Source organism: Burkholderia sp. BCC1988, assembly GCF_905339895.1.
Lineage (GTDB): Bacteria > Pseudomonadota > Gammaproteobacteria > Burkholderiales > Burkholderiaceae > Burkholderia.
In genome coordinates this window covers 307648-332370 of record NZ_CAJPHA010000002.1, presented here as the reverse complement: position 1 = coordinate 332370, position 24723 = coordinate 307648, and the positions used below count along the sequence as shown (strand labels likewise).

Below are 24723 nucleotides of genomic sequence, written 5' to 3'. Positions count from 1 at the left end.
AATGGCTGCCGATGCGATGCAACGGAAGCCACTGTTTGTTCGAAGGGGATTGAATCGGCGAGCGTCGGCCCGCATCGTCAACGCCGCAGAATGCTCCGGCATCCGAACGATACCGGAGCCCGCCGCGCGGCTCACCCCGCCAGCAGCTTCAACCCGGCCGGCAGCGTTTCGCCGAACACACGTGCGGTGTCGGCTTCGTCGAACGCAATCGCCTCGCGCACCATGTCGATCCACGCGGCCGACACATTCGCGGAAGACAGGCGCTTGATCACCGCCTCACGCGTTTCATCCGGCAAATCACGTTCGCGGTCGCCCGTCATCCGCGCGATTTGCGCGACCGCGAACGCCGCAGGCTCGACCTGCTTCCAGTCGAGCGCGAACAGCGCGTCGAGCCAGCGGTTCGCGACGTCGGCCGGCACGACACTGTGCGCGCTGCCGTAGAACGGCCGGCGCGCACCGATGCGCCCGAGCGCCCACGCGCACAGCGTGCGCTCGGCCGGCTTCTGCAATTGCACGATCAACCGCTCGGCCAGTTCCACCTTGCGCTCGACCGGCAATCGTTCGAGCGATGCCGACAAGCGCGTCATGTCGGCCGGGCCGACCTTGGCCGGGTCGAACGGCAGCTTGCGGCGCTTGTCGTCGGACGGTTCGAGGAACGCGATCGCATCGCGCACCTGCGTCTGCGCGTCGTCGTCGAGGCCGCCGGCCACGCGCCGCCACAACGTCCACCACTCGGACCACACCTGCGCGTCGTTCACGTACTGGATCCCGTCGTCGAACAGCGGCCACAGCTGCTCGATGCGCCACGCATCGAGCGGATGGCCGAAGCCCGGGCGCAGGCAATAGCCGGCGAGGTTCAGCCACGCGCGTTCGTGATCGGCCGAGCGCCGCCGGCGACGCGCGCGCGCAAGCAACGCGTCGAACAGCTCGCGCGCGAGCGCGACGTCCCACTCGTCGCGCGGGCCGAGCACCTGTTCAAGTTGCGCGCGCAACCGTCGCGTGTCCTTCGGCGCAACGTCCGCGGCCTTGCTGCCGAACGAGCGGTCGATCAGCTCGATCGCGTGATCGACGCGCGGATGGCGCGCGAACGCGGCATCGTCGCCTTGCGCGGGCGCATCGCCGCGCAACTGGAATTCGAGCCGCCAGCGGCGCGCTGCATCGTCGGTCGCGATGCAGTGCATTTCGAGCGTGCCGACCTCGGTCAGCGACGCGGTGAGTTTCACCGGCGTTTCGCGCGCATCGCTACCGGCCTTCGCGTCGACGACCGTCGCGATCGGCGGCAGCCGCACGAAGTCGCCGCCGTCCAGCTCGACCAGATCGCCCGGCTGGTAAGCAGTGTCGGCGACCGTCGACACGAGGTGGAAACGCACCGGCTGCCCGAGCTGCAGCGCGAACGTGCGTTCCTCGAGCCGGATCTCGCGGCCTTCCTCGGCACCGCGCGGCAGCAGGCAGACGCCGCGCGCCGCCGTGGCGCCCTCGCCATCGTCGAGCACGAGGAAATAACTGCGCGCGGAACCGCCGCCGATGCGCGGCGCATGCCCCGCCCGCGCCAGGCCATAGGCCACCGCGCCGCGCGCGACCGCCACGTCCGGATGTGCGTTGTGCAGCACGTCGAGCGGCGCGCCGCGCCACGCGCCGAGCGTCTGCGCGAGACGGCCGGCCAGCGCCCCCGCGCGGAACACGCCGCCGTTGAGCAGCAGCGTGTCGGGCAGCGGGCCTTCCGCATGACGATTCAGGAACGCGGCGACGTGGCGCGTGACGGCCGGGTCGCTCGCATACGGCAAGCCGAATTCGACGATCGCGGCCCGCGCGCGGCGCGGCAGCTCGCCGGCCTCGACCTGCGGAAAGAAGCCGTCGACGACGATCTGCTCGACTTCCTGACGCGTCAGCTCGGCCGAGCGCGCGCCGCCGACGAGCTTGCTGCCCGCGCCGAGCAGCGTCACGGTGACGGAGGCCGGCGCGTCGTCGCCGAGCAGCCGCTCCTTCGCCGCGCGGCAGCGTTCGACGAGCTGCGACAGGCTCGCGGCCGACAGCCGCGTGCCGGGCTCGGTCAGCCGGGTCTCGACCAGGCGCGCGAGCGCGAGGTCCATGTTGTCGCCGCCGAGCATCAGGTGATTGCCGACGCCGACGCGCGTGAAGGCCGGTTCGCCGTCGTCGCCCGGCGCGACGTCGACCAGCGTGAGGTCGGTCGTGCCGCCGCCGACATCGCAGATCAGCACGCGGCGCGGTGCGGCGAAGGTGTCGCGCAACGTCGCGCGCTGGCCGTACAACCAGTCGTAGAACGCGGCCTGCGGTTCTTCCAGCAAGCGCAGCGCCGGCAGTTTCGCGCGTTTGGCCGCCTCGACCGTCAACGCGCGGGCGCCGTCGTCGAACGACGCCGGCACCGTCAGAATGACGTCCTGCTTCGCGAGCGGCGCATCGGGAAAACGCGCATCCCACGCGGCCCGCACGTGCGCGAGATAGCTCGCGCTCGCGTCGACCGGCGATACCTTGTCGACGCCGTCGGCCGCGCCCCACGGCAGGATCGCCGCGAGCCGGTCGACCGACGCGTGCGACAGCCAGCTCTTCGCGCTGGTGACGAGCCGCCCCGGCACCTGCGCGCCGAGCGTGCGCGCATAGCGGCCGATCACGGCCGGCGGTGCACCGGCCGCATTCGCGTTGGCCTTCGGATCAGCCTTCGCACCTGCCTTCGAATCGGCCGTCCACGGCAACCGCAGCGCGTCCGGCGGCAGTTCACCCGCCGCCGGGTGATAACGCACCGACGGCAGCAGCGGCTGCGCCGCCACCGCGCCGGGGCCGACCAGTTGCTCGACGTCGAACACGCGGATCGCGTCGGAGCCGGCCTCGACGTATGCGACGACCGTGTTGCTCGTGCCGAGGTCGATGCCGACCGTATAGCGCTTCATCGCGCTCAGGCGGCGCCGCGCACGTCGAACTCGACCTTCCAGCGCTCGTTCGTGCCGCTCGGAATCGCCTCGAGCTCGAGCGTGCCGGCTTCGGTCACGCGCGCATGCAGCTTCACCGGCACGACCTCGCCGACCGTGCGCCCTTCGGCGGGCAGCGTGGCCTGGATTTCCTCGAGTTCCTGCAGCTCTTCCGGCGACCAGTAGTCGAGCAGCGTGCCGACCTGGTCCTGACGACGCACCGACGACCCGAAGAAGCGGAACTGCACCGGTTCGCCGACGACGAGGCCGAACTCCTGCGGCGGCAACGCCGCATCCGAGCCTTCCTCCATCCCGAACGGCGCGACGCAGAGCGCCTGCACCGGCGGCTCCAGCCCCGGCACCGCGGGCATCGCCGACTCGATCGCGACGTAGTACGCACGCGCCGTGCCGCCGCGAATGCGCACGCCGCGGCCGCGCTTCACGTAGCCGTAATACGCCGCGCCACGCGCGACCGCCAGATCGAGGTCCGCGCCTTCGAGCAGGCGCGCGGCCGGCGCGCCTTCGGCGGCGAGCCAGCTATTGAGCGTATCGAGCACGCGCTGCGTGAGCAGCGGCGACTTGAACACGCCGCCGTTGAACAGCACCGCGGTCGGATGCAGGAACGTCGCACCTTGCGGCAGCGTACGCTGCACGCCTTCGAGCGCGTCGAGCGCCGCGACCTGGCGGCCGAGGAACGCCGCGAGGTGGCGCGTGATGCCCGCGTCCTGCGCATACGGCAGGCCGAGCTGCGTCAGGCCGACGCGCGCGCGGCTCACCGGGCGCGCGGCCGCGTCGACTTGCGGGAAGAAACCTTCGAGGATCGTCTGCGTGAGTTCCGCGCGCGTCAGTTCCGTGCGGATCGAGCCGCCGATCAGCTTCGAGCCGCGGCTCGGCACGACGAGCGGCACCGCGTCGGTCGTCGGGTCGGACAGCAGGGTTTCCTTCGCCGAGCGGCACGCGTAGGTCAGCGCGCGCAGTTGCCACGGATCGGCCTGCGTGCCCTGCTGCGCGAGCTTGCGCGCGACCACGTGCGCGAGCGCGAGGTCCATGTTGTCGCCGCCGAGCAGGATGTGCTCGCCGACCGCCACGCGATGCAGTTCGAGATTGCCGTCGCGCTCGACCACCGCGATCAGCGACAGGTCGGTGGTGCCGCCGCCGACGTCCACGCACAGGATCAGGTCGCCGACCTGCACCTGCTTGCGCCAGCCGCCTTCGCTCTTCTGGATCCAGCTGTAGAGCGCCGCCTGCGGCTCTTCCAGCAGCGTCATGCGCGAATAGCCGGCGGCACGCGCGGCTTCCGCCGTCAGCTCGCGCGCGGCAGGGTCGAACGACGCGGGGATCGTGACCGTCACGTCCTGGTCGGCGAACGGCGCGTCGGGGTGCGCGTGGTCCCACGCTTCGCGCAGGTGCGTCAGGTAGCGGATCGAGCTTTCCAGCGGCGACACGCGCGCCACTTCGGGCGGCGCATCGCTCGGCAGGATCGCCGCGCGGCGATCCACGCCCGGGTGGCACAGCCAGCTCTTCGCGCTCGACACGAGGCGGATCGGCGTGCCCGCGCCGCGGGTGCGCGCCATTTCGCCGACCGCGAAGCCGCGCGAGGCCGTCCACGGCAGCGTCAGGTCGCCCTGCGTCAGCTCGCTTTCATGCGGAAGATAGAGGAACGACGGCAGCAGGTCGCGCGACTCCAGCGCGCCGGGCGCGGTCAGCTGCGCGATCGGCAGCACCTGCTGCGCGATCGTTTCGCCGTCGCTCGCGGCGCTGTCGACGTACGACAGCGCGCAGTGTGTCGTACCGAGGTCGATACCGATCGAATAGCGCGGATCGTTCACAGTTCCACCTCCGCCGGTGCGACCACCGAGGCGTCGTGGCTGCCGGTCAGCTTCGGCAGGCGCACGTCGGCCACGCGCCAGCCGCGGTGGCTGACCGTGCCCGTGAACGGCGCGGCGCCGACCACGTTGCCCGTCACGCGCACGGCCGTCGCGTCGAAGCCGGCTGGCAGCGTCACGCGGCTGCCTTCGGCTTCATCGCGCACCGGCACGATCGTGAAATGCTCGCGCAGCGCGGCGCGGCAGCCGTCGTGCACGAGGCGGGCGGCGGCGCCGATGTCGGCGTCCGCATAGCCGGCGATGTCTTCCTCGACGAAATCGATGAAGCGCGCATCGCGCTGCAGCAGGCCGAGCAGTTGCAGCGCGGCTTGCGGGCTCGCTTCGCGCAGCTCGGGGGCCGGCGCCTTCACGGGCGCGGGTGCCGGGGCCGCCGCGGGGGCCGGCGCAACCGGCGCCGGCGCGACCGGTGCCGGGGCGCCGTCGCGCACGCGCAGCACGCCGGCCGCGAACTCGCGGTTGCCGATCACGGAGAAGAACGTGCCGACGGCCAGCGATAGCCGGCCGAAGAAGGACAGGTTGGTTTCGGGCATGGGGTCTGGACTCCTGTGGGCTCGCGACATGGCGAGCAGCTTGCCTGGGCGCCCGGCGGCGGCGTGCGATTGCGCACTGCCGCCGCCCGGCGCGCGATTCGGGCGCGCCCTCTCGGGTGCGGAAAACCCGTATTTTGCCCTGTGGCGGGCGAACCGGGCAGAAGTTGGGGGACAGAACACAACGACGCGCGGGTTTTGCGCGGCGCCGGATTGCATCGGACTGCCGGCTATCGGGTGTCGGCCGGGCGTCGGCCGCGATGTTGCGGCGCGTCAGCGCGGCTTGCGGCGGCGTGCCGCCTTCACCCGAAATCGCGCTAATTCGGGCGCGCGACGTGAAACGCATGCCCCCCGCATGGGGACCGCGGCGGCGTAGCGCTACATGCTTCATGCAATGTGATGTTTAATGCCCGGCAACGCCAGCATTAAAGGACACGCAATGCTCGACCTCGACGACCTTCGACTCGTGCGCGCGATCGGCGCGTCGCGTTCATTGGCATCCGCCGCGCGCCTGCTCGACCTCACCCCGCCCGCGGTCACGATCCGCCTGCAGCGGATGGAGGCGCGGCTGGACGTCCGGCTCGCCGTGCGGCAGCCGAAAGGGATCGAGCTGACCGACGAAGGTCAGCGGCTTTATCAGGAAGCCGTGGAGATTCTCGAGCGCGTGGACGCGCTGCCGAACAACATCGCGGGCGATCACGGCGACGTGCAGGGCACGCTGCGCGTCGTCGCGCCGTTCGGCTTCGGACGCAAGTACGTCGCGCGGATCGTGCGCGACGTGCAACGCGCGCATCCGAAGCTCGAAATCTCGCTGCACCTGTCGGAGAGTCCGCTGACCGGCGCGTCGGGGGCCGACGTGGTCATCCATGTCGGCAGCCTGAAGTCGTCGTCGTGGATCGGCTATCCGCTCGCGCCCAACGAGCGCTTCCTGTGCGCGAGCCCCGGTTACGCGCGGCGCATCAAGCAACTGGCCCATCCGTCCGACCTCGCGCGCTACGACTGCCTGTGCCTGCGCGAGAACGACGAGGACGTGCCGCGCTGGCGCTTCTCGCAAGCCGGCGACGGCAAGGGTGAATCCAGACGATCGGCGGTGATTCGCGTCACGGGCGCGCTGTCGTCGAACGACGGCACCGTCATCACCGACTGGGCGCTGGCCGGGCTCGGCATCGTCGAGCGCTCCGAGTGGGACGTCGCGCCGCTGCTGGCGAACGGCAAGCTGGTCAGGCTGCTGCCCGACTGGCATCTGCCGCCCGCGCCCGTGACCGCGCTGCTGCCGTCACGCACGGGCCGCTCCGCGCGGCAGCGGGTTTTCCTCGAAGCCGCGACGCAATTCCTCGCTCCGCCGCCGTGGCGCGGCAAGGCATGAGCGCGGTCCCGGGATTAAATGCTGCTTAATGCTCGATTTGGCACGCGTTAAACACGCTGCGCGCCAAACGCCCTACTGTGTTCGCTGTCGGCAATCCACCGAGGCAACGCATCATGGGCACTCACCTCCTTCTCAACACCCCCGCCGCATTGATCGACGTCGGTCGCATGCGTAACAACATCGCGCGCATGCAGGCGCATCTGGACGCGCTCGGCGTCCGGTTCCGGCCGCACGTGAAGACCACCAAGTGCCAGCACGTCGTCGACGCGCAGGTCGCGGCCGGTGCGCGAGGCATCACGGTGTCGACGCTGAAAGAAGCCGAGCAGTTCTTCGCGGGCGGCGTGCGCGACATCGTCTACGCGGTCGGCATGATTCCCGCGAAGCTCGGCCAGGCGCTCGCGTTGCGCCGGCAGGGGTGCGACCTGAAGATCGTCGCCGACAGCCTGCCGGCCGCGCACGCGATCGCCGAATTCGGGCGCGCGCACGGCGAGCGCTTCGAAGTCTGGATCGAGGTCGATGTCGACGGCCATCGCTCGGGGATCGCCCCCGACGACGATCTGCTGATCGACGTCGGCCGCGCGCTGGTCGACGGCGGCATGACGCTCGGCGGCGTGCTCGCGCACGCCGGCTCCAGCTACGAATACGACACCCGCGACGCGCTGGTCGCGATCGCCGAACAGGAGCGCAGCCGGACCGTGCACGCCGCGGAGCGCCTCAGGGCCGCCGGGCTGCCCTGCCCGGTCGTCAGCATCGGTTCGACGCCGACCGCGCTGTCCGCGGAGCGCCTCGACGGCGTGACCGAAGTCCGCGCGGGCGTGTACGTGCTGTTCGACCTCGTGATGCACAACGTCGGCGTGTGCGCGCTGTCCGACATCGCGCTGTCGGTGCTGACCACCGTCATCGGGCACCAGGAAGAAAAAGGCTGGGTCATCGTCGACGCGGGCTGGATGGCGATGAGCCGCGATCGCGGCACGCAGCGGCAGGCGCGGGATTTCGGCTACGGGCAGGTGTGTCGCGAAGACGGCGACGTGCTCGGCGAATACGTGATGAGCGCGGCCAATCAGGAGCACGGCATCGTGTCGCGCATCGGGACGCCGGACACGGATATCGCGAAGCGGTTTCCGATCGGGACGCGTTTGCGGATTCTGCCGAACCACGCGTGCGCGACCGGCGCGCAACATCCGGAATACCACGCGGTGGGCGATGACGGCACCGTGCGGAACTGGCCGCGCTTCTACGGGTGGTAAGCACGAGGCGGCGCGGTGGCGTTCGCCGGTGCGGCGAAGTGATACGCCGACGTCCGGCGACGCAACCGGCCGCCGCGCGCGCCCGACTGACCGCCCTCCCGACATTGACTATTTGTCCAAATCTATACAAACTATAAAGCCGCGATTCACATTGCACCTGCACAGGCTCCCCACCATGCCGACAGACGCCCACCTCCTTCTTCTCGACCGGGATGTCGTCGAACCGGCCCTTCAAGCCGAACACGTGATGGCGGCGGTCCGCGAAGCCTTCGTGCTGCACAGCCAACGCGCAGGCCGCGTGTTCCCGGTCGTGCGCGAGAAGCTGCATACCGGCGGCGTGTTCGGCATCAAGTCGGGCGACGTCGCGAGCCAGGATCTGCTCGGTTTCAAGGCGGCCGGATTCTGGCCCGGCAATCGCAGCCGGGGCGGCGAGCCGCACCAGGCGACGATCGCGCTGTTCGATCCGGCCACCGGCCGCCCGCTCTGCATCATGGACGGCAACGCGATCACCACCGCCCGGACCGGCGCGGCCGGCGGCCTGGGCCTGCAGGCGCTGGCCCGCCGCGACAGTACGCGCATCTGCGTGTTCGGCACCGGCGTGCAGGCGCGCGTCCAGCTCGACCATGCGCTCACGCTGCTGCCGCAACGGTGCGCGGTGCAGTACGTGAACGCGCGCGGCGAAGCGGACGCGGTGTTCGAATCGGCATTCCGCGAACGCTGCGACATCCGCGTCGCACGAGACCGAAACGATGCAGTAGCCGACAGCGACGTGGTCATCACGGCCACGCCGGGCGGCGGCCCGCTGTTCGATGCGGACGCGGTTCAGCCCGGCACCCACCTGACCTGCGTCGGCGCGGACACCGCGGGCAAGCGCGAGCTTCCCGAAGGCGTGCTGCAGCGCGCGCGCATTTTCGTGGACGATCACGAGCAGGCGCGCGGCATCGGCGAGTGCCAATGGGCGCCCGATCTGCCGCGCACCGAAATCGGCGACGTGCTCGCCGGGACCGTGTCGGTCGATCGCTCGCCGAGCGAGATCACCGTATTCGACATGACGGGGCTCGCGCTGCAGGACCTGACCGTGGCGCGCTTCCTGTATCGGCAGGCCGTCGAGCGCGGCACGGGACGCTCGATCCCGTGGCCGTGGTGAACGGCAACGGCGTGATATCTTCCATCGCCATGCGTCTATCCAAAGTTTCCGCCATCTCGTTCGATCTAGACGACACGCTATGGCCGTTCGGCCCTTCCGTCGCACGGGCCGAGGCGTCGCTGCATGCGTGGCTGATCGCGCACGCACCCGTTACCGCGAACGTGCTGCCTACGTCGCAGACGCTGGCTCAACTGCGCGACGAATACGAACGCTCGCGGCCGGATCTCGTCGGCGACTATCGCGCGTTGCGCATCGGATCGATCCGGCTGGCGTTGCAGCGCGCGAACGAAGACGTCTCACTGACCGACCGCGCCTACGACGTGTTCTATTCGGCGCGAAACCAGGTCGAGTTCTTCGACGATGCATTGCCGGCGCTCGCGTGGCTGAGCGCGCGGTTTCCGCTGATCGCGGTGACGAACGGCAATGCGGACCTTCAACTGACCGGCGGCGGCGAGTTCTTCCGTGAAACGCTCAGCGCGCGTGCGTTCGGGTTCGCGAAGCCCGAGCCGGAAATCTTCCATGCAGCCGCCGCGACGCTCGGCGTGCCGGCGGCGGAGCTGCTGCACGTCGGCGACGACTTTCACCTCGATATCGTCGGCGCGTTGAATGCGGGGCTTCAGGCAGCGTGGGTCGTGCGTCACGCAGGGGCGCAAGCGGAGCACGCTGCGCATCGTGCCCCGTCGCCGCATCTGACCGTTCGCGACTTGTCGGTGCTGTGTCGCGCGCTGGGTGCGCCTGATGCGGTGTCGTAACCGCAAGCCCGCAAGATCGCGCGGCCGCGGTCGATCACGCCCGTCGACATGACCGACCGCCGCTTCACGCCGCCTTGCGTGCGTCCGCGATCCGTTGCGGCGCCTTCGGCCGCGCATAAAGCCGCTCGAGGTACGCACGCAATTGCGGGAACGGTTCGATCAGGTGGCATTCGCTCGCCCAGTCGATCAGGTAGACCGTCACGCAATCGGCCACCGTCAGCGTGTCGCCGACGATGAATTCGCGCCCTTCGAGATGCCTGTCGAGGATCGCGGCCATGGTCGCGAAATCCTCGCGTGCCAGCTCGATATCGGCCGGCGAGCGCTTTTCCGGCGGATAGAGGAACGAATGGCGCGTAATCCGCCACAGCGGCTGCTCAAGCTCCGTCACCGCGAACATGACCCATCGATAGGCCTGCGCGCGCAAAGCGGGATCGACGGGCAGCAGCGCCTTCTCCGGGTACTTGTCCGCGAGATACAGCACGATCGCGGCCGACTCGGGAATCACGAGGTCGCCGTCCACCAGCACGGGCACCTTTCCGGCCGGATTGAGGCGCAGGAATTCGGGCCGCTTGTGCTCGCCTTTTAGCAGGTTGACCGACACGAACTCGAAATCCGCGTCCAGTTCCTTGAGCCCCCAGAGCGCGCGTTGCGTGCGCGTGCCGGCGAATCCGTAAAGCTTCATCGCAATGTCTCCATCGATAATGTCGGGAAAAATCGCCGCGCGCAGGCGACGGCCAATCGGCCGCTTCGAATGCTTCGAGTGCTTCGAGTGCTTCGAGTGCTTCGAATGATGTGAATGCTTCGAACGCTTCGATCACTTCGGCCGCTTCGCCCACGCATGCAGCGCCTGTCGCCGCTCACATGCCGGGTACCGGGAGCACCGGCATCACGTCGATCGCATCGCCCGGGAACAGCGTGAAATGCGGATGGCCCTCGAACAGCGCGGCGGCCGCGTCGTGCGATGCGGCACGCACGACCGTGAAGCCGCTCATCGCATTGGCGGTGTCCGTCACGCCGCCCTTGCCGATCGTCTTGGTCTTGCCGAGCGGCCCGCCGGGCTCGACGATCGCGTCGCGATGCCGCTCGACCCACGCATGCCACGCGGCGATCCCTTCGCGCTCCCGCGCGCGCCGCTCGTCCTCCGGCAACGCCATCCACGCCTTCATCCCCGGGCTATCCTTGCTGCCGAGGAATACCGCGAGATACAACTGCTGTTGAGCACTCATGCTTCCTCCGTCCGATGGCGGGCACGGCGGGCTGCCGCACCTCGCCCTTGACACAATAGGTTGATATCAACACAATTGCAACATGGCACGCAAAGAAAAGCTCCCTTTCGAAACGACGCTGATGGTGCGCGATTGCTGCCTGTGCCTGCACATGCAGCGCGCGGCGCGCAATCTCGCGCGCATCTTCGACGATGTGCTGCGTCCGCTGGATCTCACCAACGGCCAGTTCTCGCTGCTGATGTCGCTGAACCGGCCGCAGCCGGCCGCGATGAAATCGGTCGCGTCATTGCTCGCGATGGATCGCACCACGCTGACCGCCGCGCTCAAGCCGCTCGAGCGGCGCGGGCTGCTCACGATCACGACGGATCCGGGCGACAAGCGCAGCCGCCTGCTCGAACTCACGCCGGCCGGTCATCAGTTGCTGGCCGAAGCGTTCCCGCTCTGGCAGCAGACCCATACCGAGATCGAACGGCCGTTCGCGCCGGAAGCAGTCGATGTGTTGCGCGGCCAGTTGCGCGCGCTGTCGGAGGATCCGGCTACGCGCGGCTGAAGCGGCGCGTCACGTCATTCACTTCCGGCCCTTCTTCGGCATCAGCAGTTGCGCGCATTCCTGCAGGAAGCGCACGGGCCCGTGCGCATGCAGTGCCTGCCCGCTGCTGAGCGCGCCGTCGATGACGGTTGCGAGCCGCAGTGCGTAGGTTTCCGGCGGTTTCGTCGACAGCGAGCAGATGCCGAAAGCACGCTTCGGGTGTCGCGCCGCCATGCCGGCGGCGCACATCGCCCAGGCGGCGTCCTGTCCCGCTATCCGCCGGACGCGACCGACTCGGCAACGCCACGCCGCATAACTCGGGCCGGCTAGTGCGCGACCTCGCCGCGCCACTAGCCGATGCGCGATCGCGCGCATCGGCGTGCCGCAATCCGTCAGTCGGCCAACGCCGGCGCCACGCCGACCCGCTTCGGCACGCCGGTCACGATCGTCGCGACCGCGACGGCCAGCACCGCGGCCGCGCCCAGGAACACGCCGCCCGCGCCGTTCGCGTCGAACACGACGCCGCCGGCCGCCGCGCCCGTCGCGATCGCGAGCTGGATCGCCGCGACGATCAGCCCGCCCGCGCTCTCGGCTTCGTCGGGCACGGTGCGCGTGACCCACGTCGACCACGCGACCGGCACGCCGCCGAACGCCATCCCCCACAACGCGACGAGCACCGCGTCGATCATCGGCGCGCGGCCGAGCGCGACGAGCGCGACGCCGAGCACGACCATCAGCGCGGGCATCCCGATCAGCATCGGCCGCAGCCGGTGCTCGAGCACGCGCCCGGCGAGCGACGTGCCGACGAAGTTTGCGATCCCGTAGCCGAGCAGGATCGCCGACAGCCCGTTCACGCCGACGCCCGCGACCTGTTCAAGGAACGGCCGCAGATACGTGAAGAACGCGAAATGCCCGGTGAACACGAGGATCGTCGCGAACATCCCGAGGCCGACGGTCGGCCGGCGCAGCACGTCGACGAGCGTGCGCAGCCGCGTGGTGCCGCTCGGCGGCATCGACGGCAGCGTCATGACCTGCGACACGAACGCGAGCGCGCCGAGCCCGGCCGCGATCAGGAACACGTTGCGCCAGCCGATCAGGTGCCCGAAATAACTGCCCATCGGCGCGGACGCGATCGTCGCGACCGCCACGCCGCTGAAGATGATCGACAGCGCACGCGGCACCATCGCGGTCGGCACGAGCCGCATCGCGGTGGCCGTCGCCATCGTCCAGAAACCGCCGAGCGCGACGCCGAGCACGACACGGCCGATCAGCAGCGTCGTCAGGTCGGGCGCGAACGCGACCGCGAGATTGGACGCGACGAGCAGCACCGAGAACGCGAGCAGCACGCGCCGGCGGTCGATCGTGCGCGTCAGCGCCGAGATCAGCAGGCTCGTGACGAGCGCGACCGTCGCGGTGGCCGTGACGGCCTGGCCGGCCACGCCTTCGGTCACGCCGAGGCTGTCGGCCATCGGCGTGAGCAGGCTCGCGGGCAGGAATTCGGCGGTGACGAGGCCGAACACGCCGAGCGTCATCGCGAATACCGCGCCCCAGGCCGGTTCACGGGGGGCCGCCGTCGAAGCGGCCGAGGAGATTCCGGGATTCATGCGGGGTTCCGTGTCGGTTAGGGAAAGTACTGATGAGGGCGTATCGTAAGGAACAGCGACAGGACGGTCTATGACATACAATCCGTTCTTGTTGATCGATCGTCCGAATCTCGCAATGTCCGAGCCCTTGCTTCCCCCCGTGCCCGACGTACACGACCTCGTCAGCGAGTTGCTGCTGGGGATGCGCCTGAGCGGCGTGCAGTACCGCCGGATCCAGGTGCCGCGGCCGTTCGGGCTGAGCTTCGGCCATGCGCCGGGCCGCGCGCAGTTCCATTTCGTCGGGCGCGGGCCCGTGCTGCTGCGCGACGCGGACGGCACGACGGTGCGGCTCGAGGCCGGCGACGCGATCCTGCTGCCGCACGGCCGCACGCATGCGCTGGTGTCCGATCCGGACGCGCCGTGCCGCGAGATCGGCGGCTTCGCGGCCGCGAAGATCTGCGACACGGTCGCGTCGGTGGGCGCGACGACCTGCGCCGCGACGGAGCCGGCCGCCGGCGATGCGCTGATCTTCAGCGCGTGCATGGAGCTCGATCTCGGCGGCATGCAGCCGCTCGTCGGGACGATGCCGGCATTCATGCACGTCGGCACGCTGCTCGCGCGCTACCCGGAAATCCGCCCGATGCTCGACGCGATGGAGCGCGAATCGTGCGCCGAGCGCGCGGGCTTCGCGGGCATCCTCGCGCGGCTCGCGGACGTGGTCGCCGCGTTCATCGTGCGCGGCTGGGTCGAGTGCGGATGCGGCGACGCGACGGGCTGGGTGCAGGCGTTGCGCGAGCCGAAGCTCGGCCGCGCGATCGTCGCGCTGCATCGCGATCCGGGGCGCAACTGGAGCGTCGCGGAACTGGCCGCCGAAGCAGGTGTGTCGCGCTCGGTATTCGCCGAGCGCTTTCTCGCGGCCACCGGGATGACGCCGGTGCGTTACCTGACCGAGTTGCGGATGCGGCTCGCCGCGCAGTGGATCGCACGCGAGGGCGAGACGATCGAAGCGGTGGCGTACCGGCTCGGCTACGGGTCGCTCGCCGCGTTCAGCCGCGCGTTCAAGCGCGTGGTCGGCCGGCCGCCGGGCGCGGTGCGTGCCGAAGGCGACACGCACGCCGATGCGTGACGTGTAACGCGTCACGCGCAACGCACGGCGCAGCGAACGCCTGCCGGGTCGCCCCGGCATCGCACGATCGGCCGCCGCGCGTGACGATTCTGCTCAGCCGCTGCGCGCGTCGAGTTCGTCGATCAGCGCCGTCGCGCACTTCACGGCCAGCGCCGCGCACTGTTGCGCATCCACCGGCGCGCCGTTCGTCACCGCACCCTGCACGATCCGGCCCAGCAATTCCTTCGACAGGTCGGCGATCTCGTGTTCCCGTTCCGTCATGTTCGTCTCCTGCGCGCCGGCCGGCTTCGGCCGCACGCGCGATTGCACCGGGCGCCGCGTGCGCCGCGCCCGACCTTCAACGTTGCCTGGCCCGCACGACGATCTGCGCCTGCGTGTCGCGTTCGATGCGTTCGAGCGACGCGCGCAGTGCCGTGAACTCGTCGGGCGTGCAGACCTGGCGGCCGAATTCGGCCTTCATCCTCCGCGTGACCTGCACGACCTGCGCGGCCGCATCGAATACGTAATGCGACGTGAACTCGACGAAACGGTCGTGCACGGCCGTATCGGCCGGCAGGTCGGTCACCGCGACGTCGGCCGGCAGCGCGACCTGGCCGGTCTCGTCGAACGTGCCGCCGATGCATGCCCACGGCTGCGTGCGCACGGGCTCGGCCAGCCAGCCCTCGACCTGCGTCGCGATGCCGCCCGTGAGGCTCGACAGCGCCGGCACGGCGGTCGTGCCGTCCGGCCACACGAAGTGATCGAGCGTGCCGGCATACGTGACGTCGAACGGCCCGTCCGTCGCACGGCGATCGCTCGTCGCGATCTGCGCGCGGCCGCGCAGCCCGCTTTGCCGCAGGCGTTCGTTCGCGAGCTGCCGGATGCGGTCGGGCGCCGCCCGGCGAAACAGCGTGCGTTCGAGTTCCGCGGTCCAGCCGTCGTCCTCGACGCGCGCATGAAACCGCGCGGCGCCCGGTTGCGCGGCATCGATCTCCACGCGCGCGGCGCGGTGCTTCGGCTGCGTGGCCGGCGTGCGCGACAGCACGCCGGTGTCGACGAGCAGCGCCGGCCGGTCCATCACGATCGGCGGCAGGTAGCCGAACGCGATGCCGGCCGTCGTGGTGTCCGCGTAGACGCCGAGATCGGGCAGCCACGTGATCGCGTGATTGATCGCGCCGCCGCCGTAACCGGGCACCGACGGCAGCGTGTACACGGAGCCGAGATTGATCAGCACCGCTTCGCTGCGGATGCCGGCCGCCGCGAGCAACGCGCCGAACAGCGCGACGTGGTCCTTGCAGTCGCCGTAGCGGTTGCGCAGGATGTCGGTCACGCGGTGCGGCGCGGCGGCCGTCTCGCCGAGAAAGAGCGCGACGTAACGCACGTTCGCCTGCACCCAGTCGTACAGGACGCGCGCGCGATCGCGCGGATCGGCGGTGCCGGCGGTGAGCGCGCGCGCCAGTTGCACGACGGCCGGATCGTTCGCGCCCGGGTCGACGGCCGCGTTGCGGTAGCGCGCGGCGAACGCCGCGTAGTCGGGCAGCGTGGACACCACGAGCCGGTCGCCGTAGGTCGGATAGCCGACCGAGCCGCTCTCGATCCGGTCGTACGTACCGTGCCGGTATTCGAATGCGTAGCGCGTGCGGCCGTTCGCGGTCACCGGCGGCAGCGCGACGTAACCGCGCGCGTCCGCATGCAGCGGCATGTCGGCCGGCACGTCGAAGATCAGCCGCTGGTTCTCCACCGGCTCGCGCGACGGTTCGACGTAGTAGCCGAAGTAACCTGCGTTGACCGGCTTCGTGCGCGACTTGCGGAACGCGATGCGCGTGCTCGATCCGGCTTCGACGCCGGGAAACACGACGGCGCGCAGCAGCCCGTCCTGGAACGTCGGCGCGCCGGCCGAGCGCGGCTCCTGCACATCGCGGATGCCTTCCGGACCGACCGGATGCGCGACACCGTCGCGATCGATCGTCTCGGCCGCGACCAGGTCGACCTTCTCGAGGTTCTTGTCGAACCACACGTAGCGCTGCGCGATCGCATCGATCCCGTTCGCATCGTTCGCGCGCAGTGTCGAATCGTCGTCCTCGTCGAGCGAGCCGTCGTGCTGGATCACGAATACATGGACGTCGCTGACGAGCGTGACGGGCGCGGCGTCGCCCGCGTCGGCGAACGCGGGACGCACGAACGCCAGCGCGATCGCGGTCACGGCAACCGCGAGCGTTGCGGCGCGACCCGGCAGCCTGCCGGTCGATCGGAACGGAAAACGCACCACGTCGAAGCTCTCCGCGCGTTCGTGTTCAGGTCGGGACGCAACGGGCACGCATTGGCGCGCGCCGCGCCCCGTCGTTCAACCCAGTGTGGGTGACGTGCCCGCGAGCGTCAAGCCACGGGGCGGCGGCCCGCGCCGCCATGCACCGGGCGCACGAGGAAGCGCGCATGCGTCACGCCGGCAGACTGTCGCACTTTCGCGCCCTGCTGGCTGCGCGATCGCCATTTATGTCATGTCGCGACATATTATTTGGGCGCGTAACGCGCGCGTGCGAGGTCGCTGAAACGCATGACGATCGGGTGAATTCGACACGCCGACATGGGGATGGAGACATCGTGCCGATCGACACGAATTCGAAATCGGTTATCTCGTGATCGCGTTCGCGCTGCCGGGCGTGATCCCGATCGGTGCGCTGCATCTCGAACGGTGGCATCCTGAACGTGTCGGCGCCGCGATCGGCGCGCGGCTCGGAATCGCGCTGATCGAAGCGATGCCGATGCTGACGTGAACGCGGCCTGGCCTTCGTTCTTGCCCCCGTTTCCGCCGCGCCGTGCGCGTTCGCGGCCGGGGGTCGGAACGACGAGCACCGGCCCCTACCTGCCGGAGGCGACATGGAAAACGCTATCGTCGCGATCATCCTGATGCTCGCGGTCCTCGTGTTCGCGGTGCTGTTCTTCGCGGAACGGCGCAGCCGCGACCGCACGCGCGACCGGCTGCTGCACCGCTCGTCGCAGCGCTCGGCACGCTCGCATACGCATCACCATTCGTAAGCGGAAAGCGCGCCGCGCACGTCGAGCCCCTTCAAGCGTACAGCCCCGGAATGGCGGCACATGTTTCTCGAGGACATCAACGGGCGCCGAAGGGCGCTCGCGGTCCGGCTGCTTGCGCGTCGAGCGTCGTTGCGTTCAATGGCAATCGCCGACGTGCTTGCCGCGCCACGTCCACGCGAGCGTGTATGCGCCGGCCTGTGCATGCTGCCCGTGCAATTGCCCGTTGAGGTCGTAGCGCGTCGGCGTCACATCGCCCGTCACGGTCGCGTTGCCGCGGCCCTGTTCGTTCGCGCAGCGCGTGCGTCCGGTCCGGCGTGCGTTATTGCTGCACGAGTTCGACGCGGCGGTTCTGCGCGCGGCCGGCGTCGTCGCCGTTGGACGCAACCGGCGACAGCGACCCGACACCCTTCGCGACGAGCCGCGCCGGCGCGATCTTGTAGGTCGTCGCCAGTGCCTGCGCGACGGCCTCCGCACGCTTTTGCGACAGGTCGGCGTTGTGCGCGAACTGCCCTTGATTGTCGGTATGGCCGACGATGTACACCTTCAGCGCCTGGTTCGCCGTCAGCAGCTTCGCCATCTCGTCGAGCTGCGGCTTCGACTCGGGCTTCACCTGCGCCTTGTCGGTGTCGAAGTAGATGCCGTACAGCGCGATCTTCCCCGTCGCGGCGAGGCCCTTCTGCAGTGCACCGGAATCGAGCACCTTGACTTGCCCGGTCTGCATCGGCTTCACTTCGACGACTTCCTCGTAGACGAGCGTGCGCTTGTTCGATGCCGAACTGTCCATGATGTGCAGGAACACATACGCATCGCCGGACGCTCGCGGCAGCTTCGCGAGGATCGTGCGGTGCTTGTCGCCGAAGTTCGCGTCGCCGCCGCCCGCCTGCCGCAGCCGGCCGGAATTGATCACGACGCTCTGGAAGTCGCTGCCGCCGCTCTTTCCGCACTGCTCCGCCGTGCAGCGGAACAGAATCTGGAAGCCGCCCTTCTGCAGCGCGTCGAGATAGTTGCGCTCGACTTCCAGCGTCGACCGGCCGCCGTCGATCGCGTACGAGATCCGCGTGATCTTGCCTTCGAGATTCAGGCCCTTGGCGGTCCTCTCGTCGTCGATCGGCTGGTTCGGCAGGAACGCCTCGTCGAACGGCGTCTGCGAATATGCGGTGATGGTCGCGCCGGCGAAACGCGTGAGCAACGGATGATCTTTCGCACCCGGCTTGTCGCCGCCGGCGCTCGCCAGCGACGAAAGCGACAGCAGCGCGGCGGCGAACAGTGCGTTGCGGCCACGGCGCGCGACATGGAATACGGACGATGCTGCGTTCTTCATTGAGCCCCTCGGAAAGGATTTGTCGTTCTGTTGATGGCGTCGAAGCGCGCGCATCTTATCAAATCTTTCCGGGAAAACGGGCAAAAGCTTTCGGATACTGAACGTTCTGACGCACCACGTCATGTTGAATCGTTTCCAAGCGTGCGCGGGTGTCTCCCGCGTGCATCGCTACCCGACGTTCATCGGCAGCAGCACCATCTGCCGCCCCTCGACGTGCAGCCGCGCCTGCAACTCGACCGGCGTCTGGTTGTGCAGCCACGCGGTCAGGAAATTCACGCGCCTGAAAATCAGCTTGCTCGCGAAGCACACCGCGTTCGGATAGGCATCGAGCGTCGACGACGCGAGGTTCATGAATTCGACGACCGGGTTCGTGCCGAACGCGATCCGGTAGTCGGCCGCGATGCCGTTGCGGCGGCAGTGCGCGACGTAATAGTCGAGCGCTTCGGTGATCGTGTGACGCAGCCGCTCGAGATGCTCGTGCCCGTCGTACGCCTTCGCATCGACCTCGCCCACCGCGAGAAAGATCACGTTGCGGAAGTGTCCGGGAAACAGCCGGTTCACCCACAGCAGCGCATGCATGCTCGCGCCGCGATGCTTGCCGACCAGCAGCACCGCGGTCGGCTGCGACGGGTCGGGCTTGCCCGGCGCCGTCGCCTCGTCGACTGCCGGCGGCGGCCCCGAGAACAGCGCGTCTTCCTTCGCGAGCTGCGCGCGCGTGTACGCGTAGTGGCGATTGATCATGACGCACAGCGCGATCACCGCGCTCGTCACGAGCACCGTCAGCCAGCCGCCGGCCGTGAACTTCTCGACCAGCGTGATGACGAGCACCGTCGACGTCACGCTGAACCCGAGCGCCGACAGGAAGAAGTGCTTGAACCAGCCGCGCTCGCTGCGATGGCGCCACCAGTACGTGCATAGCCCCAGCAGCGACATGCTGAACGTGAGGAACACGTTGATGCTGTACAGCACGACGAGCACGTCGACGCTGCCGTGCGTCCACAGCAGGATCAGCAGGCCCGACAGGCCGACGACGATGATGCCGTTCTGCCGCACGAGGCGCGTCGACAGGTCGCGGAAATGGCGCGGCACCCACGAGTCCGACGCCATGTTCGACAGCACCGCCGGCCCGTCGAGAAAACCCGTCTGCGCGCCGACCAGCAGCAGCCCTGCCTCGAACGCGAGCACCGCCGCGAGCAGCGCGTGGCGCGCGAACGCGGAGCCGAGCCCGAGATGATCGATCACGCTGCCGAACACGACCGCGTTGAGCGTCTCGCCTTCGATGGGCCGTGCGTGCCACAGCATGTAAAGCAGGATGATGCCGCCGGCCGTGAACGCGAGCGACGTCGACATGTACCACATCGTCGCCTTGCCGTTCGGCACGCGCGGATCGGCGAGCATGTTCACGTTGTTCGACACGGCCTCGAGGCCGGTATAGGTGCCGCCGCCGAGCGAGAACGCGCGCATCAGCAATGCGAGCATCACGAACACGCCGAGCGATTGCGACATCCCGTGCGCCTCGTGCACCGCGTCGGGCACGATCGTCGCCAGCGCGCTGCCGTGCACCGCGACGCCGTACACGATCAGCCCGAAATGCAGCACGACGAAGCCGATGAAGATCGGCAGCAGCACCATGATCGATTCGCGCATCCCGCGGAAGTTGAGCCCGGTCATCAGCAGGATCAGCACGATCTCGGTCGTGAGCTTGAACGCCTGCGCACTGACCGGCAGCAGGCTGAAGAACGCGTCGACACCGCTCGCGAGCGACGTCGCGACGGTCAGCACGTAGTCGACCAGCAGCGCCGCGCCCGACACGAGCCCCGGCTTCGACCCGAGCAGCGAGGTCGCGACGCGATAGCCGCCGCCGCCGGTCGGGAACAGCTCGATCACCTGGTTGTAGCCGAGCGCGATGATGAATACGGTCGCCGCGGTGGCGCAGGCGAGGAACAGCGCAAGCGGCGTGTGGTGCGCGAGCGCGAGGAACGCCTCCTCCGGGCCGTAGCACGACGACGACAGGCCGTCCGCGCCGAGTCCGACCCAGGCCAGCAACGGCGTCACCGCGATCGCATGGCGCGTGCGCGGATCGAGCGGGTCCAGCGGCTTTCCGACGAGCAGCTGCCACATCTTCTGGAATGCGGTCACGGTCCCCTCCCGGGACGCCGGGCGCGGCGGCGTCATCTTCTAAAGCTAGCCGACGCCCGGCCGCTGCACCAGTCCGCACAATCCATGAGACGTGGTCGGCGGCACGGCGTCGCTTTCACCGCGTAAGCGGCCGGCACGCCGCGCGTCGGCCGAAGCGGCGTGCCCGTACCGCCCGCCGGCCGATCGCGCGGATCGCGCGGATCGCGCACGGCATCGTCATCGCAGCCGCCCTTGCCGCGTTCGCCGCGTTCGCCGCATTCGCCGCCTTCACCGCCTTCACCGCCTTCACCGCCCCGGACGACCACCGGCCCGATCCCGCCCACCTCTCATCACGGTTCTCCCGCCGGGCGATCACATCGACCACATCGTTCGCATCGCCCGCATGACCCGCACGGTTCGCGCCGGACGCGATGCCCGCCCGCGCCCCCGTCATGCGTTGTTCCCCGCAATTCGACATTTGTGCGCGCGCAACAATGGCGGTGCCTCGCGGCCGGCGCCGTGCGGGGGCAGGTTTCCACGTCGCCGGCCGCGTCGGTCTCTGAAAAACCACATCTCTCGAGGACATACCATGCAACTCCAATCCCATCCGGCGTGCCGTCCGTTTTACGAAGCAGGCGAACTCACGCAACTGACCGCGTTCTACGAAGAAGGCCGCAACGTCATGTGGATGATGCTGCGATCGGAGCCGCGGCCGTGCTTCAACCAGCAACTCGTCACCGACATCATCCATCTCGCGCGCGTCGCTCGCGACTCGGGCCTGCCGTTCGACTTCTGGGTGACGGGCTCGCTCGTCCCCGAGCTGTTCAACGTCGGCGGCGACCTGAGCTTCTTCGTCGACGCGATCCGCAGCGGCCGCCGCGACCAGCTGATGGCCTACGCGCGCTCGTGCATCGACGGCGTATACGAGATCTACACGGGCTTCGGCACCGGGGCGATCTCGATCGCGATGGTCGAGGGCAGCGCGCTGGGCGGCGGCTTCGAGGCCGCCCTCGCGCACCACTACATGCTCGCGCAGAAGGGCGTGAAGCTCGGCTTCCCCGAGATCGCGTTCAACCTGTTCCCGGGCATGGGCGGCTATTCGCTGGTCGCGCGCAAGGCGGACCGCGGGCTCGCGGAATCGCTGATCTCGTCCGGCGAGGCGCATGCGGCCGAGTGGTACGAGGATCGCGGGCTGGTCGACCAGACGTTCGACGCGGGCGACGCATATCTCGCGACACGCACCTTCATCGACGTGATGAAGCCGAAGCTGAACGGCGTGCGCGCGATGCTGCGCGCCCGCGAACGCGTGTTCCATCTCACGCGTTCCGAGCTGATGGACATCACCGAGGAATGGGTGCACGCGGCGTTCACGATCGAGCCGAAGGATCTCGCGTACATGGAGCGCCTGGTGATGCTGCAGAACCGGCGCGTGTCGAAGCTGCGCACGGTGTGACGTGAGCGGCGCGCCGCCGCGCAAGCGGCGGCGCCCGTCATGCGGGGAGGCTCAGGCGATCAGCCTGAGCTTTCTCGTTTCCGCGAGCCAGGCCTCGAAGGCCTGGGCCGGCATCGGCCGCGCGAAGTAGAAACCCTGCGCGTGGTCGACGTTGATCTGCTTCAGGAATTCGGCTTCCGCGTGCGTCTCGACGCCCTCGGCGACCACCGAGAAACTCAGCGCCCGCGCGAGCGACACGACCGAGCGCACCAGCGCCTGCGAGCGCGGGTTGCGGTCGATGCCCGTGATGAAGCTGCGATCGAGCTTGATCGAATCGAGCGGCAGCCGCGACAGTTGCGACAGCGACGAATAGCCGGTGCCGAAATCGTCGAGGTGAACCTCCGCGCCGAGCTGGCGGAACTGCTTCATCAGCTCGTGCGCCGCTTCTTCGTCCTCGATGAAGCTGCTTTCGGTGAGCTCGATGTCGACGAGGCTCGGCTTCAACCCGGCGCTGTCGAGGATCGACGCGAACTGATCGACGATGTTCATGTCCTGCAACTGCCGCGCGGACACGTTCACCGCGATCCGCACGTCGAGTCCCTTCGCCTTCCACGCGGCGGCCTGCGCGGCCGCGGTGCGCATCACCCAGCGCCCGAGCGGCGCGATCAGCCCCGATTCCTCGGCGAAGCGGATGAACTCGATCGGCGCGACGAGCCCGCGATCCGGCGACTGCCAGCGGATCAGCGCCTCGACGGCGTGCACGTCGCCGGTCGCGATGTCGACGACCGGCTGGTAGTGCAGCACGAACTGCTCTTCCTCGAGCGCCTTGCGCAGGTTCGTGTCGAGCCACATGTACTTCGCGACCTTCTGGTTCATCTCCAGCGAGAATACGCGGTACGTATGCTTGCCCTCTTCCTTCGCGACGTACATCGCGGTGTCGGCGCTGCGGATCAGCGTTTCGAGCGAATCGCCGTGCTGCGGATACATCGCGATGCCGATCGAGCAGCTCGTGTAGACCTCCACCAGCCCGAGGTGGATCGGCGTACGCAGCCGCTCGAGGATGATCTGCGCGGTCGCCTCGAGCAGCGGCCGCGTGCCGTGCTCGAACAGCACCAGGAATTCGTCGCCGCCGAGCCGCGCGAGCGTCGCGCCGGACGGCAGGCAGCCGCCGATGACCGCGGACACGTCCTGCAGCAGGCGGTCGCCGGTGATGTGCCCGTAGTGGTCGTTGACGCGCTTGAAGTTGTCGAGATCGAGGAACAGGATGCCGACCTGGCCGCGCACGTCGGTGCGGTCCGCGGCCAGCGCGACGCGGATGCGCTCGCTGATTGCATGACGGTTCGGCAAGCCGGTCAGCACGTCGGAATTCGCGAGTTCGCTGAGCCGCTGCTGCGCGTTGCGCTCCTCGGTGACGTCGACGCCCGAGCAGATCAGGAACTGCTCGTCGGCGCCGCTGCCGCTCTGCACGAACTTGTTGCGAAACTGGAACAGGCGCGGGCCGTTGACCGTGTTGATGTAGCGCTCGACCTCGAACGCCCGGTTGCTCGCGAAAAAGCCGGTGATGTTGCTGCGCGACTGCGCACCCTGGTCGGGGCTCATGAACAGCTCGAACGCGCTGCGGCCGATCACGTCGACCTCGCGCTTGCCGGTCACTTCCTCGCACAGGCGGTTGAAGCGCTGCACCATGCCGTTGCGGTCGAGGATCACGACGAGCGAATTCACCTCGGACACGACCTGCTCGGCGAACGCGAGCCCGTGCGCGAGGTCGCCCGCGACGGACGCGGTATCGGAATAGGCGGAGGCGGTGCCGGCCCAATTGGCGGTGTCGACCTTCCTGCCGACCAGATGGAGGCTGACCGGATCGCCGAACAGCGCGAGTTCGAGCACGAGGTGCGACGTGACGCCGGTGAGCGCGCGGATCCGCGCGGCCTGCTCGCCGGTCAGCGCCACCGCGACATTGGTCAGGCCGCGAACGGCGGCCAGCTCGAGTGCATTGCTGTCGCTGCCGAGCCGCCAGCACGGGCTATGCGTACCGAGATGCGCTTCGAGCACGGCGCGATCGTTTTCGTCATCCATGGACACGCCCCGATCCAGAAAAAACGCACAGTGTAGACGGAGGCGAGCCGGCCGCCCCCGATCCCCGCGCGCGCAGTGCGCGTACCCGGTGGGGCAGTCGTGATGACCGTGCCAGTGGCCCTCGTTCCGTACTTGTTTCCAACCAATGCGAACCGGCGTTCGCGCATCTCGCGCGCAGGTTTTCCAAACGAATGATGGAACCCATCTTATCAAATGACGAAGAAGATTGGCACTCACATTTGGAACGAGGTGTCAAGGAATCGGAACTCGATTGGCATGACGGATTTTTCGCGATCGGCGGGAGGCGCGAAGCCGGTGGCGAACGCGTAGAACCCGGCCGGTGGAATCGCCGGAGCGCCCCGCCGGACGGCGGTTTGCGGGAAATCGAGGCATCCCGGCAGCGATGTGTCGGCACGGCGCTGCGGCGGGGTCGGATCGCATTGCGCCG

Annotated in this window: 23 protein-coding genes; 9 read left to right on the top strand and 14 right to left on the bottom strand. The window is 68.9% G+C overall.

The annotated features are described in order from the left end of the window. Window positions 1–131: 131 nt before the first annotated feature. Genes U4012_RS04390 through U4012_RS04380 form a run of 3 tightly spaced genes read right to left on the bottom strand, consistent with a single transcriptional unit; the run spans window position 132 to window position 5340 of the window. Complete coding sequence (locus tag U4012_RS04390) at window positions 132–2906, bottom strand: Hsp70 family protein (protein WP_321796478.1); 2775 nt, start codon at window positions 2904–2906, stop codon at window positions 132–134. Window positions 2907–2911: 5 nt separating this feature from the next. Further along, the gene (locus U4012_RS04385; protein ID WP_321796476.1) at window positions 2912–4753 is read right to left on the bottom strand and encodes an Hsp70 family protein; all 1842 of its coding nucleotides are present in this window, start codon (window positions 4751–4753) and stop codon (window positions 2912–2914) included. Continuing rightward, entirely contained in the window at window positions 4750–5340 is a 591-nt protein-coding gene (locus U4012_RS04380) for a DUF2760 domain-containing protein (protein WP_044845391.1), read from the bottom strand. Before U4012_RS04380 ends, U4012_RS04385 begins: the two co-directional genes overlap by 4 nt. A 436-nt stretch (window positions 5341–5776) precedes the next feature. Between U4012_RS04380 and U4012_RS04375 the strand changes: the two genes are divergently transcribed. The 4 genes from U4012_RS04375 (at window position 5777) to U4012_RS04360 (ending at window position 9849) form a co-directional block, all read left to right on the top strand. Beyond that, window positions 5777–6703 carry a LysR family transcriptional regulator gene (locus U4012_RS04375; RefSeq protein ID WP_321796473.1) on the top strand — a complete coding sequence of 309 codons (927 nt, stop codon included), beginning with the start codon at window positions 5777–5779 and terminating at the stop codon, window positions 6701–6703. Between the two features lie 113 nt (window positions 6704–6816). After that, window positions 6817–7950: a DSD1 family PLP-dependent enzyme gene (locus U4012_RS04370; RefSeq protein ID WP_321796471.1), complete on the top strand. Its 1134-nt coding sequence runs from the start codon at window positions 6817–6819 to the stop codon at window positions 7948–7950. 175 nt (window positions 7951–8125) lie between these two features. Beyond that, window positions 8126–9097, top strand: a complete 972-nt coding sequence (locus U4012_RS04365) for an ornithine cyclodeaminase family protein (RefSeq protein ID WP_321796656.1) — start codon at window positions 8126–8128, stop codon at window positions 9095–9097. Window positions 9098–9126: 29 nt separating this feature from the next. After that, window positions 9127–9849: an HAD-IA family hydrolase gene (locus U4012_RS04360; protein WP_321796469.1), complete on the top strand. Its 723-nt coding sequence runs from the start codon at window positions 9127–9129 to the stop codon at window positions 9847–9849. 64 nt (window positions 9850–9913) lie between these two features. On the opposite strand, the gene U4012_RS04355 is transcribed toward U4012_RS04360, so the two are convergent. Further along, on the bottom strand, window positions 9914–10531 hold the full coding sequence (locus U4012_RS04355) for a glutathione S-transferase family protein (protein ID WP_321796467.1): 618 nt from the start codon (window positions 10529–10531) through the stop codon (window positions 9914–9916). A gap of 175 nt (window positions 10532–10706) precedes the next feature. Further along, window positions 10707–11075: a hypothetical protein gene (locus U4012_RS04350; RefSeq protein ID WP_321796465.1), complete on the bottom strand. Its 369-nt coding sequence runs from the start codon at window positions 11073–11075 to the stop codon at window positions 10707–10709. 82 nt (window positions 11076–11157) lie between these two features. Here U4012_RS04350 and U4012_RS04345 point away from each other — a divergent pair, with 82 nt between their 5' ends. Further along, entirely contained in the window at window positions 11158–11625 is a 468-nt protein-coding gene (locus U4012_RS04345; RefSeq protein ID WP_321796463.1) for a MarR family transcriptional regulator, read from the top strand. 18 nt (window positions 11626–11643) lie between these two features. On the opposite strand, the gene U4012_RS04340 is transcribed toward U4012_RS04345, so the two are convergent. Further along, the gene (locus tag U4012_RS04340; RefSeq protein ID WP_321796461.1) at window positions 11644–11838 is read right to left on the bottom strand and encodes a hypothetical protein; all 195 of its coding nucleotides are present in this window, start codon (window positions 11836–11838) and stop codon (window positions 11644–11646) included. Between the two features lie 158 nt (window positions 11839–11996). After that, complete coding sequence (locus U4012_RS04335; protein ID WP_321796459.1) at window positions 11997–13208, bottom strand: MFS transporter; 1212 nt, start codon at window positions 13206–13208, stop codon at window positions 11997–11999. 70 nt (window positions 13209–13278) lie between these two features. On the opposite strand from U4012_RS04335, the gene U4012_RS04330 reads away from it, so the two are divergent. Continuing rightward, window positions 13279–14313 carry an AraC family transcriptional regulator gene (locus tag U4012_RS04330; RefSeq protein ID WP_257771008.1) on the top strand — a complete coding sequence of 345 codons (1035 nt, stop codon included), beginning with the start codon at window positions 13279–13281 and terminating at the stop codon, window positions 14311–14313. A 93-nt stretch (window positions 14314–14406) separates the two neighbouring features. On the opposite strand, the gene U4012_RS04325 is transcribed toward U4012_RS04330, so the two are convergent. Both U4012_RS04325 and U4012_RS04320 read right to left on the bottom strand, forming a co-directional pair. Further along, a complete protein-coding gene (locus tag U4012_RS04325; RefSeq protein ID WP_185500345.1) occupies window positions 14407–14574 on the bottom strand; it encodes a hypothetical protein in 168 nt (55 codons plus the stop codon). Between the two features lie 76 nt (window positions 14575–14650). Next, complete coding sequence (locus U4012_RS04320) at window positions 14651–16561, bottom strand: DUF3857 and transglutaminase domain-containing protein (protein WP_321796454.1); 1911 nt, start codon at window positions 16559–16561, stop codon at window positions 14651–14653. Between the two features lie 367 nt (window positions 16562–16928). On the opposite strand from U4012_RS04320, the gene U4012_RS04315 reads away from it, so the two are divergent. Both U4012_RS04315 and U4012_RS04310 read left to right on the top strand, forming a co-directional pair. Beyond that, entirely contained in the window at window positions 16929–17066 is a 138-nt protein-coding gene (locus U4012_RS04315; RefSeq protein ID WP_321796452.1) for a hypothetical protein, read from the top strand. 103 nt (window positions 17067–17169) lie between these two features. Beyond that, window positions 17170–17328, top strand: coding sequence for a hypothetical protein (locus U4012_RS04310; protein WP_185500344.1), 159 nt, complete (start codon window positions 17170–17172; stop codon window positions 17326–17328). A gap of 135 nt (window positions 17329–17463) precedes the next feature. On the opposite strand, the gene U4012_RS04305 is transcribed toward U4012_RS04310, so the two are convergent. From U4012_RS04305 to U4012_RS04290, 4 genes are all read right to left on the bottom strand, one after another. Beyond that, entirely contained in the window at window positions 17464–17589 is a 126-nt protein-coding gene (locus U4012_RS04305; protein ID WP_321796664.1) for a hypothetical protein, read from the bottom strand. A gap of 58 nt (window positions 17590–17647) precedes the next feature. Next, window positions 17648–18649, bottom strand: a complete 1002-nt coding sequence (locus tag U4012_RS04300; protein WP_321796449.1) for an OmpA family protein — start codon at window positions 18647–18649, stop codon at window positions 17648–17650. A 168-nt stretch (window positions 18650–18817) separates the two neighbouring features. Continuing rightward, window positions 18818–20788 carry an APC family permease gene (locus U4012_RS04295; protein ID WP_321796447.1) on the bottom strand — a complete coding sequence of 657 codons (1971 nt, stop codon included), beginning with the start codon at window positions 20786–20788 and terminating at the stop codon, window positions 18818–18820. Window positions 20789–20903: 115 nt separating this feature from the next. Continuing rightward, window positions 20904–21221 carry a hypothetical protein gene (locus U4012_RS04290; RefSeq protein ID WP_321796446.1) on the bottom strand — a complete coding sequence of 106 codons (318 nt, stop codon included), beginning with the start codon at window positions 21219–21221 and terminating at the stop codon, window positions 20904–20906. A 135-nt stretch (window positions 21222–21356) separates the two neighbouring features. Between U4012_RS04290 and U4012_RS04285 the strand changes: the two genes are divergently transcribed. Next, a complete protein-coding gene (locus U4012_RS04285; RefSeq protein ID WP_044847285.1) occupies window positions 21357–22220 on the top strand; it encodes a crotonase/enoyl-CoA hydratase family protein in 864 nt (287 codons plus the stop codon). Window positions 22221–22271: 51 nt separating this feature from the next. Here U4012_RS04285 and pdeR read toward each other — a convergent pair whose 3' ends face one another. Beyond that, window positions 22272–24275 carry a cyclic di-GMP phosphodiesterase gene (pdeR, locus tag U4012_RS04280; protein ID WP_044847286.1) on the bottom strand — a complete coding sequence of 668 codons (2004 nt, stop codon included), beginning with the start codon at window positions 24273–24275 and terminating at the stop codon, window positions 22272–22274. Window positions 24276–24723 lie beyond the last annotated feature (448 nt).

Bases quoted from the DNA above. Each gene is read 5' to 3' on its own strand.
- U4012_RS04390 (WP_321796478.1), bottom strand. From the start codon at position 2,906: ATGAAGCGCTATACGGTCGGCATCGACCTCGGCACGAGCAACACGGTC.
- U4012_RS04380 (WP_044845391.1), bottom strand. From the start codon at position 5,340: ATGCCCGAAACCAACCTGTCCTTCTTCGGCCGGCTATCGCTGGCCGTC.
- U4012_RS04375 (WP_321796473.1), top strand. From the start codon at position 5,777: ATGCTCGACCTCGACGACCTTCGACTCGTGCGCGCGATCGGCGCGTCG.
- U4012_RS04370 (WP_321796471.1), top strand. From the start codon at position 6,817: ATGGGCACTCACCTCCTTCTCAACACCCCCGCCGCATTGATCGACGTC.
- U4012_RS04365 (WP_321796656.1), top strand. From the start codon at position 8,126: ATGCCGACAGACGCCCACCTCCTTCTTCTCGACCGGGATGTCGTCGAA.
- U4012_RS04360 (WP_321796469.1), top strand. From the start codon at position 9,127: ATGCGTCTATCCAAAGTTTCCGCCATCTCGTTCGATCTAGACGACACG.
- U4012_RS04355 (WP_321796467.1), bottom strand. From the start codon at position 10,531: ATGAAGCTTTACGGATTCGCCGGCACGCGCACGCAACGCGCGCTCTGG.
- U4012_RS04350 (WP_321796465.1), bottom strand. From the start codon at position 11,075: ATGAGTGCTCAACAGCAGTTGTATCTCGCGGTATTCCTCGGCAGCAAG.
- U4012_RS04345 (WP_321796463.1), top strand. From the start codon at position 11,158: ATGGCACGCAAAGAAAAGCTCCCTTTCGAAACGACGCTGATGGTGCGC.
- U4012_RS04340 (WP_321796461.1), bottom strand. From the start codon at position 11,838: ATGGCGGCGCGACACCCGAAGCGTGCTTTCGGCATCTGCTCGCTGTCG.
- U4012_RS04335 (WP_321796459.1), bottom strand. From the start codon at position 13,208: ATGAATCCCGGAATCTCCTCGGCCGCTTCGACGGCGGCCCCCCGTGAA.
- U4012_RS04330 (WP_257771008.1), top strand. From the start codon at position 13,279: ATGACATACAATCCGTTCTTGTTGATCGATCGTCCGAATCTCGCAATG.
- U4012_RS04325 (WP_185500345.1), bottom strand. From the start codon at position 14,574: ATGACGGAACGGGAACACGAGATCGCCGACCTGTCGAAGGAATTGCTG.
- U4012_RS04310 (WP_185500344.1), top strand. From the start codon at position 17,170: ATGGAAAACGCTATCGTCGCGATCATCCTGATGCTCGCGGTCCTCGTG.
- U4012_RS04300 (WP_321796449.1), bottom strand. From the start codon at position 18,649: ATGAAGAACGCAGCATCGTCCGTATTCCATGTCGCGCGCCGTGGCCGC.
- U4012_RS04290 (WP_321796446.1), bottom strand. From the start codon at position 21,221: ATGACGGGGGCGCGGGCGGGCATCGCGTCCGGCGCGAACCGTGCGGGT.
- U4012_RS04285 (WP_044847285.1), top strand. From the start codon at position 21,357: ATGCAACTCCAATCCCATCCGGCGTGCCGTCCGTTTTACGAAGCAGGC.
- pdeR (WP_044847286.1), bottom strand. From the start codon at position 24,275: ATGGATGACGAAAACGATCGCGCCGTGCTCGAAGCGCATCTCGGTACG.